Here is a 16,025-nt window from a genome sequence, read left to right on the forward strand (position 1 = left end):
TCTTGACCACCTGCGACGCGAAATAGTCGTAACGATCAGCCTTGACGGCGCCGGCCACCAGCGCCTCTTGGGTCGGAGTCACGCCGGTGCGCAACTTCATCTCGTCAAGATAATCCTGCGCCTCCTCGAGCCCCTCGTCGAAGGCCGCGCTGAGGCTGACGGAAAGCATCAGCGTCGGGACCTTGGCAAGCTGGTCGGCAAGGGCCGTGACGGTCGCCTCGAACAGGTCGGGGTGGCGGCGCTCGTGCACGGGGGCAAGCAGGATGACGCCGGCGCTGCCGTCGAGCGCGATCGGCTCGGCCTGGTCGGTGTCGAACACCCGCACCTCGTGGCCCGCCTGCTCCAGCAGCGTCCTGACGAACCGGCAGATCTTGCCGGTGTGCCCTTCGACGGTGGAAAAGATGATGGTGTAAGTCATGGCTTGCTCTCCCTCAGGGCCAAACGCCCTCCGCGCGGAGCATGCATGCGAACGGCGGACCCCACCTTGATCGCGATCAAACAATCGCGACCATCGGCCCGCCGTCCCCGGCGGGGCGCCGAAGCGTCCCGGTTCAGACGATACCGCCGCCACCCGAGGTCGAGGCCGGCCGCGCCTCGGCCACCTGCGCGCGGTAGCCGGACGTGCGGTAGGTCGCGAACGGATCGATCGCGCAGCCCTTCTCTGCCCTCGCCATCTGCAGGATCGGCGTGACGTCGGTGCGGAAGGCGCGCTTCAGCGTTTCGGACGCCATCAGCGCGTCGTTCTCGTCCTGATACCCGCCCAGCGCCGCGCGATCCACGATCAGCGCCTGCGCATAGGCACGCTGCACCTCCATCGCCGAGTTCATCAGGCTCTCGATCGGATCGGTGACGTTGTGGCTCTGGTCCAGCATGTGCGCGGGATCGAAGCCGGGTGTGTCGGCGGCGTTCACCAGCTCGTTGAACACCAGGAATAGGCGGTAGGGATCGACGGACCCGGTATCGAGGTCGTCGTCGCCATACTTGCTGTCGTTGAAGTGGAACCCGCCCAGCTTGCCGAACTGGATCAGCCGCGCCACGATCATCTCGATATTCACCGAGGGCGCGTGGTGGCCGAGATCCACGAGGCAGAAGGCCCGCTCGCCCAGCTCCTTCGCGATCAGGTAGTTGGTGCCCCAGTCCTGCACGACCGTCGAATAGAAGGCGGGTTCGAAGATCTTGTGCTCGGTGAACAGGCGCCAGTCCTCGGGCAGCTTGCCATAGATCGCGCGGGCCGAGTCCAGATACCGCTCGAATTGCCGGGTCATGTTGACCTGACCGGGGAAGTTCGACCCGTCGCCGACCCAGATCGTCAGCGCCTTGGAGCCAATCTTCTGGCCCAGCTCCATGCAGTAAAGGTTATGCTCGACCGCCTGATCGCGCACCTCTTGTCTGGTGTGCGACAAGGACCCGAACTTGTAGCTGTGCGCCTGATCCGCAGCGTCCGAAAAGGTGTTCGAGTTCATCGCGTCGAACCCCAGCCCCAGCTCTTCGGCCTTGGCGTTCAGGTCGGCGGGGTCCGCATCGTCCCACGGGATATGCAGCGACACGCGCGGGGTCGCGCCCGTCAGTTGATGGATCACGCCGCAATCGTCGAGCTTGTCGAAGATCGAGGCGGGCTCCCCCTGCCCCGGAAACCGCGCGAACCGCGTGCCCCCGGTGCCGACGCCCCAGGACGGCACTGCGATGCCGTAGCCCGCGACCTTGTCCTTCACGGCGGCGATGTCGATCCCGCGCCGGTCGAGCTGTTCGGCCAGCGCGTCGTAATCGGCGCGCAGATGCGCCTCGGCCGCCTCGTTCCGGGCGGCGATGGTGTCTTTGTCGATCATGTTATCCTCCCGTTCGGATGCGCGGGGGTTGCCCGCGCACCGAAATTACCGCGTGAACGATTGCACGTTGCCCGCATCGACGTTGACGATGTTGCCCGTCGATTTCGCGCTTTCGTCGCTGGCGAAGAAGTAGCAGGCGGCGGCGATGTCCTCGGGGAAGACGCTGCGCTTCAGCAGCGACCGCTCGCGGTACATCTCTTCCAGCCCGCCCTTGTCGGTGCCGTAGGTGCTGGCCCGCTGGTCCAGCCACTCGCCCGACCAGATCTTCGACCCGCGCAGCACCGCGTCGGGGTTCACCGTGTTCACGCGGATCCCCTCGGGCGCGCCTTCAAGTGCCAGGCAGCGCGCCAGGTGGATCTCGCTCGCCTTCGCCGTGCAATAGGCCGACGCGCCGGGGCTGGCCGCAAGGCCGTTCTTCGAGGCGACGAAGATCATCGACCCGCCGATCCCTTGGGTCTTCAGCATCTTGAACGCTTCGCGGCTGACCAGGAAATACCCCGTCGACAGGATCGACATGTTCTTGTTCCACAGCTCCAGCGTCGTGTCCTCGACCTTCGCGGACGACGCGATCCCGGCATTCGACACCACGATGTCGACGCCGCCGAACTCGACCGCCATGTCGGCATAGGCCGCCGCCACCGCGTCCTCGCTGGTCACGTTCATCTCGACCGTGCGGACCACGTCCTTGGAATAGCGGCCCGCAAGGTTCTCCTGCGTCGCGGCCAGCGCCTCGGCGTCGATGTCCGCCAGCACCACGCAGGCGCCTTCTGACAGGTACTTCTCGGCCGTCGCGGCACCGATGCCGCCCGCGCCGCCGGTGACGATGGCGATCCGCCCCGCCAACGATTTCGGCTTGGGCATCCGTTGCAATTTGGCCTCTTCCAGAAGCCAGTATTCGATGTCGAACGCCTCCTGCTCGGGCAGGCCCTGATAGGTGCTGACGGCATCCGAGTTGCGCATCACGTTGATCGCGTTGACGTAGAACTCGCCCGAGATCCGCGCCGTCGCCTTGTCCTTGGCGAAGGTGATCATGCCGACGCCCGGCACCAGGTAGACCACCGCGTTGGGGTCACGGATGTCGGGGCTGTTGTCGTACTTGCAGCGCTCGTAATAGGCCGCGTAATCGGCGCGGTAGTCCTCGACCATGCCCTTCAGCTTGGCCAGCGTGCCCTCGATGTCAGGATTCGCCGGATCGAAATCGACGACCAGCGGGCGGATCTTGGTGCGCAGGAAGTGATCGGGGCACGACGTCCCGAGCATCGCCAGACGCTCCATGTCGCGGGCCCCAACGAATTGCAGCACCGCGTCCTGATCGTCGAAATGCCCGACCTTGTGGCTGCCTTCCGAGATCATGCCACGGATCGCCGGCATCAGGGCGGCGGCGACGCGGCGACGCTCATCCGCGGGCAGCGCCTTGTGGACCTCACCGCCGAACGCCGGCACATCCTCTGTCTTCTCGCCAAACCACTCGATCGCCCGGTTGATGGTGTCGAGCGTCAGCTTGTAGCACTCTTCCGCGTCATCGTCCCAGGTGAACAACCCGTGGCTTTCCAGCACGACGCCCTTGGCATCGGGGTTCTTGACGCAGAAATCTTCCAGCCACAGGCCCAGCTCGTAGCCCGGCTTCTTCCAGGGCAGCCAGCCGATCGCGTCGCCATAGATCTCCTGCGTCAGCTCCTTCGAATTCTCCGAAGCCGCAATCGCGATCACCGCGTCGGGGTGCACGTGATCGACATGCTTCTTCGGCACATAGGCATGCAGCGGCGTGTCGATCGAGGCGGCGCGCGGGTTCAGGTTGAAGGTCGAGTGCGGCAGGTAGCCGACCATCTCGTCCTCGAACTCCACCCCGCGATACTTGCCCTTCAGCGCGCGCAGCTTGTCCATGTAGAGCGTCGCGAACCCGGCCATGTCGATCGACCCGATGTCCCCGCCCGAGCCCTTGACCCACAGAACTTCGACCTCGTCGCCGGTCAGCGGATCGGCCTGCATCACCTTGGCCGAGGTATTGCCCCCGCCATAGTTCGTCACCCGCTTGTCCGACCCCAGCAGGTTCGAGCGGTAGAGCAGCTTTTCAGGCTCGCTCATCGACGCGGCTTTCGCGGCATCCCACTGATTTTCGATGCGCCCGGTCGCGATGTCCTTGGCCATGCTGTGCCCTCCCATGCGGCTGTCCGTTTGCGCGGGACACTCGGTCTCCCGGCGGCGCAAGTCAATCCTTTTCGATCATGTTCAGTCATGCTGCGCCGCAGAACTGCGCTTCAGTGATCGTTTTTGATTGACATGCGGCGCCTTCCCCGCAAGTCTCGGCCCCAGGGGAGGAACCGATGATCGAAAGCGAACGCCACCGCGTGATCCTGTCAGCCGTTCAGGCCCGGCCCGTGGTGACGGTCGCGGAGATCTGCGAGTTGACCGAAGCCTCCGAGGCCACGGTGCGCCGCGACATCGCCACGCTCCACATGCAAAAGAAGGTCCGCCGGGTGCGCGGCGGCGTCGAAAGCCTCGCCCCGCCGCAATTCGTCGGCCTCTCGGGCCGCCCGTTCGAGATGAACGCCACCCGCCACGTCGCCGCCAAGCGCGCCATCGCACAGGCTGCCGTGGAAATGTGCGCGGACGGCGACGCCATCATCATCAACGGCGGCACGACCACGTTCCAGATGGTCCACCCGCTGGCCAACCGCCGCTGCCTCGTCTTCACCAACAGCTTTCCGATCGCCGAACACCTGCTGAAGCAATCGAAGAACACGGTGATGATCGCGGGCGGCACGATCTACCGCGAGCACAACATCGTCCTGTCGCCATTCGAGAACGACGTGACCCGCAACTTCGCCGCGAAACGCGTGTTCCTCGGGGCGCAGGGCGTCTCGAAGCTGGGCGTGATGGAGCAGGACCCCCTCATCATCCAGGCCGAGACCAAGCTGATCGGCCAGGCGGACGAGGTCGTGCTGATGGTGGATTCGACCAAGTTCCGCAACCGCTCGGCGCTGGTCCTGTGCCCGCTCGACCGGATCACCACCATCGTCACCGACGACGGCATCACCGACGCCGAGGCCCGGATGATCGAGGCCGCCGGCGTCGCGCTGATCGTAACCACCCCGAACCGCGCCAACGAAGCGCGCACGGGATAACGCTCAACCTGGGAGGAAACCACATGAGCATCACCAGACGTATCGCCATCGCCACGGGGCTGACCGCAGCCCTCATGGGCAGCACGGCCATGGCACAGGACAACGTGCGCATCGCCCTCGTCGCCAAGTCGCTCGGCAACGGGTTCTTCGAGGCCGCCGCCCGCGGTGCCGAGGAAGCGGCCGAGGAACTCGGCAATACCGAGATCATCTATACCGGCCCCACCTCCACCACCGCCGAGGGCCAGATCGAGGTCATCAACTCCCTCATCGCCCAGCAGGTCGACGCCATCGCGATCTCGGCCAACGACCCCGACGCCGTGGTCCCGGCCCTGCAAAAGGCCATGCAGCGCGGCATCACCGTGATCTCGTGGGACAGCGGCGTCGCCCCCGAGGGCCGCGAGATGCACCTCGCGCCGTCGTCGGACGAATTGATCGGTCAGACGATCATCAAGCTCGCCGCCGACCAGCTCCCCGAAGGCGGTCAGGTCGCGGTCCTGTCGGCCACCTCGACCTCGACGAACCAGAACACCTGGATCGAAGAGATGAAGAAGGTGATGGACCAGTATCCCGACATCGAACTGGTCGCGACGGTCTATGGCGACGACCTCGCCGACAAGTCCTACCGCGAAACGCAGGGCTTGCTGCAGACCTACCCCGAGCTTGACGCCATCATCGCGCCGACCTCCGTGGGCATCGTCGCCGCCGCGCAGGCCGTGCAGGATGCCGGCAAGGTGGGCGAAGTGAACGTCACCGGCCTCGGCCTGCCCTCTGAAATGGCCGGCGCCATCGAATCCGGCGCCTCCGAATCTTTCGCGATCTGGAACCCGGTCGATCTGGGCTATGCCACCGCGATGCTGGCCTACAACCTCGCCACCGACCGGGCCACGGCCGAACCGGGCGCCGAGATCGGCATGGGCCGCATGGGCACCGCCACGCTGGACGAGGACAACCAGGCCGCGATGAGCGAGCCCTTCACCTACGACGCCTCGAACATCGACGAGTTCAAGAGCGTCTTCTGATCCTCCGCAACCGGGTCCGGCCGTGCTGGCCGGACCCATCCACAGCAGGAGGGGAGCCGCTATGAGAGACGACAGAACCACCGCCGACCCGGTCCTCCGGCTCAGCGGCATCACCAAGACATTCCCCGGCGTCACCGCGCTGTCGGAGGTCGAGCTTGCGCTCTATCCCGGGCAGGTCACCGCGCTGGTAGGCGAAAACGGCGCGGGCAAATCGACGCTCGTGAAGATCCTGACCGGCATCCACCAGCCCGACGAGGGCCGGATCGAGGTCGACGGGACCGAGACGCGCTTTCCCACCGCCACCGCGGCGCAAGATGCAGGCGTCACCGCCATCCACCAGGAAACCGTCCTCTTCGACGAGCTGACGGTGGCCGAGAACATCTTCCTGGGCCACGCCCCCCGCACCCGCTTCGGCCTGATGGACTGGGGCCGGATGCGCAGCGACGCGCGCGAGATCCTGACCCGCATCGGCGCGAAACTCGACCCGATGACCCCGCTGCGCGAGCTTGGCATCGCCTCGAAGCACCTCGTCGCCATCGCCCGCGCCCTGTCCGTCGAGGCCCGCGTCGTGGTCATGGACGAACCCACCGCCTCGCTGTCGCAGGCCGAGATCGAAGAGCTCTACGACCTCGTCGACCGCCTCAAGGCCGACGGCAAGGCGATCCTCTTCATCTCTCACAAGTTCGACGAGATCTTCCGCATCGCCGACCGCTACACCGTCTTCCGCGACGGCGAGATGGTCCATGCCGGCATGATCGACGACGTGACCGAGGACCAGCTTGTCGAAAAGATGGTCGGCCGCTCGATGGACGCGATCTTCCCCCAGCGCCAAAGCACCCCGGGTGAGGAAATCCTGCGCGTCTCGGGCTATTCCCACCCGACCGAGTTCGCCGACATCAATTTCGGCCTCCGCCGGGGCGAGATCCTGGGCTTCTACGGCCTTGTCGGCGCGGGCCGCTCCGAATTCATGCAGGCCCTGTTCGGCGTGACGAAGCCGTCAAAAGGCGCGGTGAAACTCGACGGCAAGGTCGCCGTGATCCGCTCGCCCGCCGAGGCCATTGCCAAGGGCATCGTCTACGTCCCCGAGGATCGCGGCAAGCAGGGCGCGATCACCGCCATGCCAATCTTCCAGAACGTCACCCTGCCCTCGCTGTCGCAGACCTCGAACAAGGGGTTCGTGAAGATGGCCGAGGAGTTCGCGCTGGCTCGCAAATACACCCAGCGCCTCGACCTGCGCGCCGCCGCGCTGGACCAGAATGTCGGCAACCTGTCGGGCGGCAACCAGCAGAAGGTCGTCATCGCCAAGTGGCTGGCGACGAAGCCCAAGGTCATCATCCTCGACGAGCCGACCAAGGGCATCGACGTCGGATCCAAGGCCGCCGTCCACGAATTCATGGCCGAACTCGCCGCCGAGGGCCTGTCGGTCATCATGGTCAGCTCGGAAATCCCCGAGATCCTCGGCATGTCCGACCGCGTCATCGTCATGCGCGACGGCCGCATCGCCGCCGAATATGACGGCGAGGGCCTGACCCCCGAACAACTCGTCCGCGCCGCCGCGGGCTATGAGGACTCCGCCGCGTGACCCAGTTCATCAAATCGCGCGAGGCCATCCTTCTGGCCGCGCTCATCGCCCTGATCCTGCTGGTGGAAACCCGCTTCAGCGGCTTCGCGTCCCCCGGCAACCTCGCGAAGGTCTTCAACGACACCTCGATCCTCATCATCCTCGCGCTCGGCCAGACGCTGGTGATCCTGACCCGCTGCATCGACCTGTCCCAAGCCTCGAACCTGGCGCTGACGGGCATGGTCACCGCGATGCTGAACGCTGCGATGCCGGGCATCCCCGTGGTCGGCCTCATCGCCATCGCGGTCGCTCTGGGCATCCTCATGGGCGCCTTCAACGGCATCCTCGTCTGGAAGCTCGACATCCCGCCCATCGTGGTGACACTCGGCACGCTGACGATCTATCGCGGGATCATCTTCATCGTCTCGGGCGGCGAATGGGTGAATAGCCACGAGATGAGCGCCGGCTACAAGGCCTTCCCCCGCGCCGAATTCCTCGGCCTGCCGGTCATGGCCTGGATCTGCGTCGCCACCATCGCCGGCTTCGCGATCCTCGTGAACCGCACCGCGCTGGGTCGCGCCTTCTATGCCGTCGGCGGCAATCCCTCGGCCTCGGTTTATACGGGGATCGACGTGGGCAAGACCCGCTTCATGGCCTTCACCATCGCGGGCGGCCTCGCGGGCCTCTGCGGATACCTCTGGGTCTCGCGCTATGCGGTCGCCTACACCGACGTCGCCGGGGGGTTCGAGCTTGATATCGTCGCCGCCTGCGTCATCGGCGGCATCTCGATCGCGGGGGGCCTCGGCACCGTGACGGGCGCCGTTCTTGGCGCGCTGTTCCTCGGGACGATCAAGAACGCCCTGCCCGTCGCCGGCGTCTCGCCCTTCTGGCAGATGGCGATCTCGGGTGCCGCGATCATCATCGCCGTAGCCTTCAACCGCCGCCGCGAACCCGGCCGCGTCATCCTCAAGGAGGTCGCAAGATGAGCATCGCGCAAGGCACCCAGCCCCGCCACGTCCCCGACCGCCTGCACGGCCGCCCCACCCGCATCCTGCGCAGTTGGGAGCTTCTGCTCGCCGGCATCGCGATCCTGATCTTCCTCGCGAACACGCAGGCCAGCCCCTACTTCCTCAATCCCTGGAACCTTTCCGACGCGACCTTCAACTTCACCGAGAAAGCCTTCATCGCTTTCGCCATGGCGCTGCTGATTATCAGCGGGGAAATCGACCTCAGCGTCGCCGGGATCATCGCGCTGGCCTCGACCGTCATGGGCTGGGCGCTGCAATTCGGGATCGGCGCGCCGGGCCTGATCGTGATCGGCCTGACCGTGGGCCTCGTCTGCGGCGCGTTCAACGGGGTGCTGGTGACGCGGCTCGGCCTGCCCTCCATCGTCGTGACCATCGGCACGATGAGCCTCTTTCGCGGGATCAGCTACATCGTCCTGGGCGATCAGGCGTTCAACGGCTACCCCAGCGACTTCGCGTTCTTCGGGCGCGGCTACGTCTTCTGGGTGATCTCGTTCGAACTGGTGCTGTTCCTGATCTTCGCGGCGTTCTACGCGGGGCTGCTGCACTTCACCAATTTCGGCCGCCAGGTCTATGCCATCGGTAACAACCCCACCGCCGCGACCTTCTCGGGCATCCGGGTCGCGCGGGTGAAGATGATCCTGTTCCTGCTGACCGGCCTCATGTCCGGCATCGCCGCGATCTGCCTGACCGCCCGGCTCGGCTCCACCCGCCCCTCCATCGCCTTCGCGTGGGAGCTTGAGGTCGTCACCATGGTCGTCCTCGGCGGCGTGTCGATCCTTGGCGGCGCGGGCTCGATCCTGGGCGTCGTGATCGCCGCTCTCATCATGGGCCTCGTGACCTTCGGCCTAGGCCTCCTGAACGTGCCGGGCATCGTCATGTCCATCTTCATCGGCGCGCTCTTGATCGGCGTCATCGCCATCCCGCGCCTCATCCGCCTCATCCGAACCGGAAAAGCCGCATGAGCCAGAAACACGCCTTCCTCATGAAACTGATCCCGGGGCGAGAGGCTGAATACCAGCGCCGCCATGACGAGATCTGGCCCGACCTCGCGGACCTGCTCCACAAGGCTGGCGTCAGCGACTACTCGATCCATCTCGACCGCGAGACGTCGACCCTCTTCGCCGTCCTCTGGCGCCCCGACGATCACGCGATGGCCGACCTGCCCGACCACCCGGTGATGAAGCGCTGGTGGGACCACATGGCCGACCTCATGGTCACTAACCCCGACGCCTCTCCCTACCAGCGCGACCTGGAAACGGTGTTCCACCTGCAATGAGTCCGACCCGAATTGCCGTCATCGACATCGGCAAGACCAACGCCAAGCTGGCGCTGGTCGACGCCGCCACCCTGCGCGAAATCGCGGTCGAGACGCGGCCCAACACCGTCCTGCCCGGCCCGCCCTGGCCGCATTTCGACCTCGACGGGCATTGGAAGTTTCTGCTGGACGCCCTGACGCGGATGCAGGCCGAACACGGCATCGACGCGATTTCCGTCACCACCCACGGGGCGGCGGCGGTGCTGCTGGACAAGGACGGCGCGCTGGCCGCCCCGATGCTCGATTACGAACATACCGGCCCGGACGAGGTGGCCGCGGCCTATGACGCGATTCGCCCCCCCTTCGCCGAGACCGGCTCGGCCCGCCTGCCCATGGGCCTGAACCTCGGCGCGCAACTGTTCTGGCAGTTGCAGGACCCCGACCTCGACGCCCGCGTGGCCCATGTCGTCACCTACCCGCAATATTGGGGCTTCCGCCTGACGGGCCGGTTCGCGACCGACGTGACCTCGCTCGGCTGCCATACCGACCTGTGGAACCCGTGGACGGGAACCCCCTCGTCCCTCGTCGATCACCTGCGCCTGACCGACCGCCTTGCGCCTGCGCACCATTCCTCGGACGTGCTCGGCCCCGTCGCGCCCGGGATCGCGGCCCGCACCGGCCTCTCGCCGGATACTCCGGTCGTCTGCGGCATCCACGACAGCAACGCCTCGCTCTACCCCCACCTCGCGGGCCGCGACGCGCCGTTCTCGGTCGTCTCGACCGGGACATGGGTGATCGCGATGGCGGTCGGCGGCGCCCCGGTCACGCTCGACCCCGCGCGCGACACGCTGGTCAACGTCAACGCCCATGGCGGCGCGGTCCCCTCGGCCCGCTTCATGGGCGGGCGCGAGTACGAGATCCTGCGCCGCCCCCCACCCGACCCGGTGCCCGACGCGGGCGGGACGCCGGCGGGACGGATGCAAGTCGATGTCGGGACGGATGCGGGACAGGTGCGGGACGCCGGCGGGACGGGCGCGGGACAGATGCCCGACGCCGGCGGGACGCTGTTCTGCCTTCCCGCGGTCGAACCCGGCACCGGCCCCTTCCCGGGCCGCACCGGCGGCTTCACCCGCAAGCCGAAGGACGAGTCCGAGCGCATGCTCGCCATCTCGCGCTACCTCGCGCTGATGACCGACACCTGCCTGTCGCTGATCGGCGCCGAAGGTCCCGTCATCGTCGAAGGCCCCTTCGCCCGCAACACCGACTACCTCCAGATGCTGGCGGCCCTGCGCGGCACGGTCGAGGCGTCCGAGTCCGCCACCGGGACCTCCTCCGGGGGTGCGCTTTTGCTGGTGGAACAGTATCAGGAACAGGCCGGCCGCGCCGTCACCCCCTCGGACCCCGAGGCGCTGAGGGCCTACGCGGCCGCCTGGAACGACCTGATCGGGAGCGCGCGATGAGACTGAAAGACTGCCACAACTTCAAGGACTTCCGCCGCCTCGCGCAAAAGCGTCTGCCCTCGCCCATCTTCGACTATATCGACGGCGCCGCCGATGACGAGACGACCTACGTCCGCAACGCCGCCAGCTTCGGCGAGGTCGACCTGATCCCCAACGTCCTGCGCGGCGTCAAGGACGTGGACCTGTCGGTGACGGTCATGGGACAGAAGCTCGACCTGCCCGTCTATTGCTCGCCCACGGCCCTGCAACGCCTGTTCCACCACGACGGCGAACGCGCCACCGGCGCCGCGGCAGCGAAGTTCGGCACCATGTTCGGGGTCAGTTCCCTGGGCACCGTGAGCCTGGAAGAATTGCGGAGAAAGCATTCGAATCCGCAGGTTTACCAGTTCTACTTCCACAAGGATCGCGGCCTGAACCGCGCCATGATGCAGCGCGCCAAGGAGGCCGGGGTCGAGGTCATGATGCTGACCGTCGACAGCATAACGGGGGGCAACCGCGAGCGTGACAAGCGCACCGGCTTCTCCATCCCCTTCCGCCTGAACGCCAAGGGTCTCAGCCAGTTCGTGATGAAGCCAGCCTGGGGGATCAACTACGTCCGCCACGAGAAATTCGCCCTGCCCCAGTTGGACGAGCACGTGAAGATGGGCAGCGGCACCGCCTCGATCGGGCAGTATTTCACCGAGATGCTGGATCCGGCGATGAACTGGGACGACGTGGCCGAGATGGTGGATCTCTGGGGCGGTCCGTTCTGCCTCAAGGGCGTCATGGCCGCCGAGGATGCCGTGCGCGCCGCCGATATCGGCTGCGCCGGCATCGTGATCTCGAACCACGGGGGGCGGCAGCTCGACGGGTCGCGCTCGCCCTTCGATCAGCTGGACGAGATCGTTCAGGCCGCCGGTGACCGGCTGGACGTGATGCTGGATTCGGGTGTCACCCGCGGCAGCCACGTGCTGAAGGCGTTGTCGCTCGGTGCCAAGGCGGTGGGTCTTGGACGCTATTACCTTTTCCCGTTGGCGGCTGCGGGTCAGCCGGGGGTGGAACGCGCGCTGGGGCTCATGCAGGACGAGCTGATCCGCGACATGCGCCTGATGGGTCGCACGCGGATCGACCAGTTGACCCGCGACAATTTGCGCTTCCGTCGATCGGCGGCTCCGTAGCCCGTCTCGCACGCGGCGCGGCCTATGTCCTGCAGAAGGGTCCTGTATTCCTCGTGCCGGGCCTCCTCGAAGCGGAGCAGGGAAACGACATCGAAATCGCCGCCATTGGCTCACCCGGGTGATTCAGGATTGGCACCGACAGCAGCGCAGGCCAGTCCACCTTCCGCAGTCTCTTCGGCATAACCGTTTGGCGGGCGGCGGCGTGCGCCGCTGACGCGTTCAGTTCGTTCACACCACGACCCGAACAATCCCAATGAAATCAATGGGGCGCTCCACTGGGTTTGTCACGCGGAGAAAATGAGATCAATGGAGGATTCTCGAAGGTGCGGGATGATTTGCCCACACCGACGGCTATCCTTGGCCGTCGAACATCTCCTTGAAGACTATCCCGTTCAGACATTACTGGGGATCGTCGTAGCCGCCTTGCTCCATCTCGTTTAGTAGATCGAGAAGCGCACTTTCCACGTGGATCTGTAGCTGTGCAGGCACAAAGCTGCCACGCCGCAGGAATCCCGGATAGCTATCCATCTCAGGCCATCCTCTATGCATCCGCATGATTGCAAGGAAAAGCGCACCACGCTTCTCACGCGACAATAGATGATATCCGAAGGCTGCACTTAGGCGCTCTTTTGCATCGTCGCTTACCAGAGCGGCACATCGTTCGGGACCCGCCTTCGACGCCGCCAATTGGCAATCGTGCTCCTGCCGACTTTCAACCGTTCCGCCAATTCCTGATCGGAAGTGACGCGCAATCTCTCTTTGAGTAGGTCAATTAGCTCCGTGGTCATGTCCTCCACGGCCTGCGCCAGGTCAGGCGACGTATAGCCGTCCCCGTCCACCGACAGCACCGGACTCGGCGCGCTTCACATCCCGTTTACCAGTCAAACATCCGGCTCCAGGTCGACGACATGCCAATGTGGCATGTAGTGCTTCATTGTGAGCCAAACCGCGCCACTCTGTGCGTCCATGTTTCATAGTGATGCACCATCACCGGCGCTTCCGAAAGAGGCGTGAGCTGTCCTTGTCCGCGCGGGCACATCCTTGAATGCAGAGTTCGTTGCTCGCGGCCTGCACCGATGGGCTGTTTCGGCCGACTTTCAGGGAAAAAAGCGGTTTTAAGAGCCGCAGTCTGGCTGAGCACTTCCTCAAGGAAGTGCGAGAACTTGTTCGGTCGGACGACGATGCTGATTAATTTCGCCAGCTCTGCGGGATCGGCTCCATCCCCACTGAAAGGGCCGCTGCGGGAGGGTGGATGATCCGAATGGGAATCCGTCCGCTCTCCCGGGAAAGCAACGGCGGCTCCGCCGAATTCATCAGAATCAGCGACTTACCCGAGCCGAAGCGTATCGCGTTCTACGAAAGACAGGCAGACAAGGCCGGGCTTCTGGCGGGTCAGCATGATGACGATGCCCATGCCGCTTACCTGGCCGCGAAGCCGAAGGCACGGGAAGAGGCGGAGCGGCGAGCTGGCATAGTGCGCCTGGTCCCCACCGCGACCTGGGAGAACGGCTGCGCCTGGTGCGCGAGCGGTTCGGTGACAGCGGGACCGATAAGCGGACCCTTCAACGCTACCTTAAAACCGTCGAATGGGTCGATCCTGTCAACGGGCACCTGCCCTGTTGGCCGGCTACAAGGGACGGACCATCTCGGCCGAGGCGTGGTCATGCTTCATGACGATCATCCGCGATGCCTCGCCGGACTTCCCGCTGCGCCAGGCATGGCCGGACGTGCGCGACATTTCCGCCGGGAGCGGTTGGGCATCGCCGTCCTTCGCCACGTGCTATCGGCGGTGGCAGGCTCTTCCCGTGTCTCAATAGCTCGTGGCGCGCCACGGTCGCGAGGAAGCGGCGAAGCGGTTGACCCAGCCCTTTCGCTGCCTGCCTTGGCTTTCGACAAGGACGGGGCGCTGATCTGCGAAGGCATCGCGGCCGTGGAAGCCGGCGACTCCGGCAGCATGGCCGGTGAACGCGCCGCTTCGAACACGTGCAAGGCCGCGCGCAAGGCCACGGCCGAGGCACGAAACGCCTACCTCGAAGACGCGGCGTTCGACGCGGCCCTGGCGAATCTCGACTTCCATCTCTCGCATGAACCGGAAGCCGCCCCGGCCGCGGTGGTGGCGGCGCACTTCAATCCGCCGCTGCGCGATATTTCCGCGGAGCGCCAGAAGCCGACGGCTGAAATCGAACGGCTCTTGAGGAAGCGAAACCAGGCATTGGATTTCGACCCCTTGGCGCTGCGCGCGATGGGAAAGGATGGAGCGTGAGGGTGCGGACACCCCACGCCGACTGAAGGCGGGCCGAAGCCCGCGCAACGAACGGAAACAAACATGGCAGACCATCTGCGACTTGCCAATCCCACAGACAGCCCGCCCAAGCGGCGGCCGTCCGGCGCTTTCGTGGGCACCCCAACAGCTCAGCGCATCTTTCGTTCGCTGGCCGAGATGCGGCGCAAGCGCACCGTCACCATGGCGATGATCGCCGGGACGCCCGGCTCTGGAAAGATGATGGCGCTTCATCGCTTCCGCGCCCTGGAGGAAGAGGACCTGTCCTACTTCGTCACGGCCGTGGCAGGCGAAGGACGCCCCACCGCCGTCGCCGAGACGGTTCATCGGGTTGTGTTCGGCGTCACGTCGAGCGGGAAGAGCCTGACGACGATCCGCACGAACATCGTCCGCGACAGCGAAATGGCCGAAGGGCGCTACCTGATCGTGGACAAGGCCCAGACCTTGGAACCCCGAGGCGCGGAATGGCTGCGCGGCCGCCGGGTCGGCGGGCTCGTAGACGTGCAGCTCTTGATCGACGAAGCCTACGATATCGCGGCCGAGAACGGCGACGCTCCGGCCATCGAGCACCTTCATGCCCCGCTGCACGACTACCGAGATTCGAGAAAGGGTGGCTGGAAATGAGGAACCCGACCGACAGCAGACCTGATCGAGACGTGACTGTCGTGATCCCAATGAAGGCATCCAAGATCGAGCTGACACGGGCGATGGCGATGGCCCTGGGCGAGTTCCCACCGTGGCTTGGAACTATGCCGAGCGCATGGCGCGATCCTGGCGAATGAAGCCGCCGGAGACGGTGACCGCGCAGAGCTCGCCGCGCTGGTGGACGGACTGCGGGCCGATGCGGAACGGGCCGAGGCCGCGCGGCAAGCAATAGTCCCGCACATCCGTGAGGCCGTTATTTCCGATCCCGAGGGCCGGGGGAGGCTTCAATGATCTGCTCAGCCAAATGCCGCGCCGCTCAACTCGCCGTCGATCCGGCCGACATGAAGAGCCTGGACGAAGCCGCGAACGAGATACAGGGCGTGCTTTATTCGGCCGCGTCGGTCTTCCAGGCGCTCGCGGCCGCGCATCTGACCGATGCGGAGGCCACGGCCATCGCGGACCTGAGCGGCATCGCCATGAAGCACCTGGCAGAAAGCGTGGGAGAAGAGGTGGCGACGAAGACCGCCGCGCTGTGCCGCCAACTCACCCCTGACGACAACGACGAGGCAACGGAACGAGAAGGAGAAGACGCATGAGCATCAACAAGCGCCAGATCGCCCTTTTGCACGCAGCGAAATCCAAGCTGGACCTGTCGGACGAACACTATC

At 65.6% G+C, this 16,025-nt stretch carries 17 protein-coding genes; 11 read left to right on the forward strand and 6 right to left on the reverse strand.

What is annotated here, in order from left to right; all coding sequences use genetic code 11:
• From ACFDS3_RS15450 to ACFDS3_RS15460, 3 genes are all read right to left on the reverse strand, one after another.
• Positions 1 to 418, reverse strand: a 418-nt coding sequence (locus ACFDS3_RS15450) for a flavodoxin domain-containing protein (protein WP_375263252.1), incomplete at its 3' end; no start/stop codon positions are given.
• Between the two features lie 133 nt (positions 419 to 551).
• Positions 552 to 1,826 carry an L-rhamnose catabolism isomerase gene (gene rhaI / locus ACFDS3_RS15455; protein WP_375263253.1) on the reverse strand — a complete coding sequence of 425 codons (1,275 nt, stop codon included), beginning with the start codon at positions 1,824 to 1,826 and terminating at the stop codon, positions 552 to 554.
• A gap of 45 nt (positions 1,827 to 1,871) precedes the next feature.
• Positions 1,872 to 3,974 carry a bifunctional rhamnulose-1-phosphate aldolase/short-chain dehydrogenase gene (locus tag ACFDS3_RS15460; RefSeq protein ID WP_375263254.1) on the reverse strand — a complete coding sequence of 701 codons (2,103 nt, stop codon included), beginning with the start codon at positions 3,972 to 3,974 and terminating at the stop codon, positions 1,872 to 1,874.
• A 176-nt stretch (positions 3,975 to 4,150) separates the two neighbouring features.
• Here ACFDS3_RS15460 and ACFDS3_RS15465 point away from each other — a divergent pair, with 176 nt between their 5' ends.
• The 8 genes from ACFDS3_RS15465 (at position 4,151) to ACFDS3_RS15500 (ending at position 12,431) form a co-directional block, all read left to right on the forward strand.
• Positions 4,151 to 4,951 (forward strand): DeoR/GlpR family DNA-binding transcription regulator, encoded by an 801-nt coding sequence (locus tag ACFDS3_RS15465; RefSeq protein WP_375263255.1) that lies wholly within the window; start codon positions 4,151 to 4,153, stop codon positions 4,949 to 4,951.
• Positions 4,952 to 4,974: 23 nt separating this feature from the next.
• Positions 4,975 to 5,970, forward strand: a complete 996-nt coding sequence (rhaS, locus tag ACFDS3_RS15470) for a rhamnose ABC transporter substrate-binding protein (protein WP_375263256.1) — start codon at positions 4,975 to 4,977, stop codon at positions 5,968 to 5,970.
• Positions 5,971 to 6,031: 61 nt separating this feature from the next.
• A complete protein-coding gene (locus ACFDS3_RS15475; protein WP_375263257.1) occupies positions 6,032 to 7,552 on the forward strand; it encodes a sugar ABC transporter ATP-binding protein in 1,521 nt (506 codons plus the stop codon).
• Positions 7,549 to 8,517, forward strand: a complete 969-nt coding sequence (locus ACFDS3_RS15480) for an ABC transporter permease (protein WP_375263258.1) — start codon at positions 7,549 to 7,551, stop codon at positions 8,515 to 8,517. The genes ACFDS3_RS15475 and ACFDS3_RS15480 overlap by 4 nt, the downstream gene beginning before the upstream one ends.
• Entirely contained in the window at positions 8,514 to 9,521 is a 1,008-nt protein-coding gene (locus ACFDS3_RS15485; RefSeq protein ID WP_375263259.1) for an ABC transporter permease, read from the forward strand. The genes ACFDS3_RS15480 and ACFDS3_RS15485 overlap by 4 nt, the downstream gene beginning before the upstream one ends.
• Complete coding sequence (rhaM, locus tag ACFDS3_RS15490) at positions 9,518 to 9,835, forward strand: L-rhamnose mutarotase (RefSeq protein WP_375263260.1); 318 nt, start codon at positions 9,518 to 9,520, stop codon at positions 9,833 to 9,835. Before ACFDS3_RS15485 ends, rhaM begins: the two co-directional genes overlap by 4 nt.
• A complete protein-coding gene (locus tag ACFDS3_RS15495) occupies positions 9,832 to 11,274 on the forward strand; it encodes an FGGY-family carbohydrate kinase (RefSeq protein WP_375263261.1) in 1,443 nt (480 codons plus the stop codon). The genes rhaM and ACFDS3_RS15495 overlap by 4 nt, the downstream gene beginning before the upstream one ends.
• Positions 11,271 to 12,431: an alpha-hydroxy acid oxidase gene (locus ACFDS3_RS15500; RefSeq protein ID WP_375263262.1), complete on the forward strand. Its 1,161-nt coding sequence runs from the start codon at positions 11,271 to 11,273 to the stop codon at positions 12,429 to 12,431. Before ACFDS3_RS15495 ends, ACFDS3_RS15500 begins: the two co-directional genes overlap by 4 nt.
• A 399-nt stretch (positions 12,432 to 12,830) precedes the next feature.
• On the opposite strand, the gene ACFDS3_RS15505 is transcribed toward ACFDS3_RS15500, so the two are convergent.
• Positions 12,831 to 12,959, reverse strand: coding sequence for a hypothetical protein (locus ACFDS3_RS15505; protein ID WP_375263263.1), 129 nt, complete (start codon positions 12,957 to 12,959; stop codon positions 12,831 to 12,833).
• 113 nt (positions 12,960 to 13,072) lie between these two features.
• On the reverse strand, positions 13,073 to 13,219 hold the full coding sequence (locus tag ACFDS3_RS15510; RefSeq protein WP_375263268.1) for a helix-turn-helix domain-containing protein: 147 nt from the start codon (positions 13,217 to 13,219) through the stop codon (positions 13,073 to 13,075).
• A 464-nt stretch (positions 13,220 to 13,683) separates the two neighbouring features.
• Here ACFDS3_RS15510 and ACFDS3_RS15515 point away from each other — a divergent pair, with 464 nt between their 5' ends.
• Both ACFDS3_RS15515 and ACFDS3_RS15520 read left to right on the forward strand, forming a co-directional pair.
• On the forward strand, positions 13,684 to 14,694 hold the full coding sequence (locus ACFDS3_RS15515; protein WP_375263264.1) for a hypothetical protein: 1,011 nt from the start codon (positions 13,684 to 13,686) through the stop codon (positions 14,692 to 14,694).
• 63 nt (positions 14,695 to 14,757) lie between these two features.
• Positions 14,758 to 15,336, forward strand: a complete 579-nt coding sequence (locus tag ACFDS3_RS15520; RefSeq protein WP_375263265.1) for a hypothetical protein — start codon at positions 14,758 to 14,760, stop codon at positions 15,334 to 15,336.
• Positions 15,337 to 15,459: 123 nt separating this feature from the next.
• On the opposite strand, the gene ACFDS3_RS15525 is transcribed toward ACFDS3_RS15520, so the two are convergent.
• Positions 15,460 to 15,645 (reverse strand): hypothetical protein, encoded by a 186-nt coding sequence (locus ACFDS3_RS15525; protein WP_375263266.1) that lies wholly within the window; start codon positions 15,643 to 15,645, stop codon positions 15,460 to 15,462.
• A 53-nt stretch (positions 15,646 to 15,698) separates the two neighbouring features.
• Here ACFDS3_RS15525 and ACFDS3_RS15530 point away from each other — a divergent pair, with 53 nt between their 5' ends.
• Entirely contained in the window at positions 15,699 to 15,953 is a 255-nt protein-coding gene (locus tag ACFDS3_RS15530) for a hypothetical protein (RefSeq protein ID WP_375263267.1), read from the forward strand.
• Positions 15,954 to 16,025: the final 72 nt, after the last annotated feature.

It is taken from the genome of Palleronia sp., from assembly GCF_042089775.1.
GTDB lineage: Bacteria > Pseudomonadota > Alphaproteobacteria > Rhodobacterales > Rhodobacteraceae > Palleronia.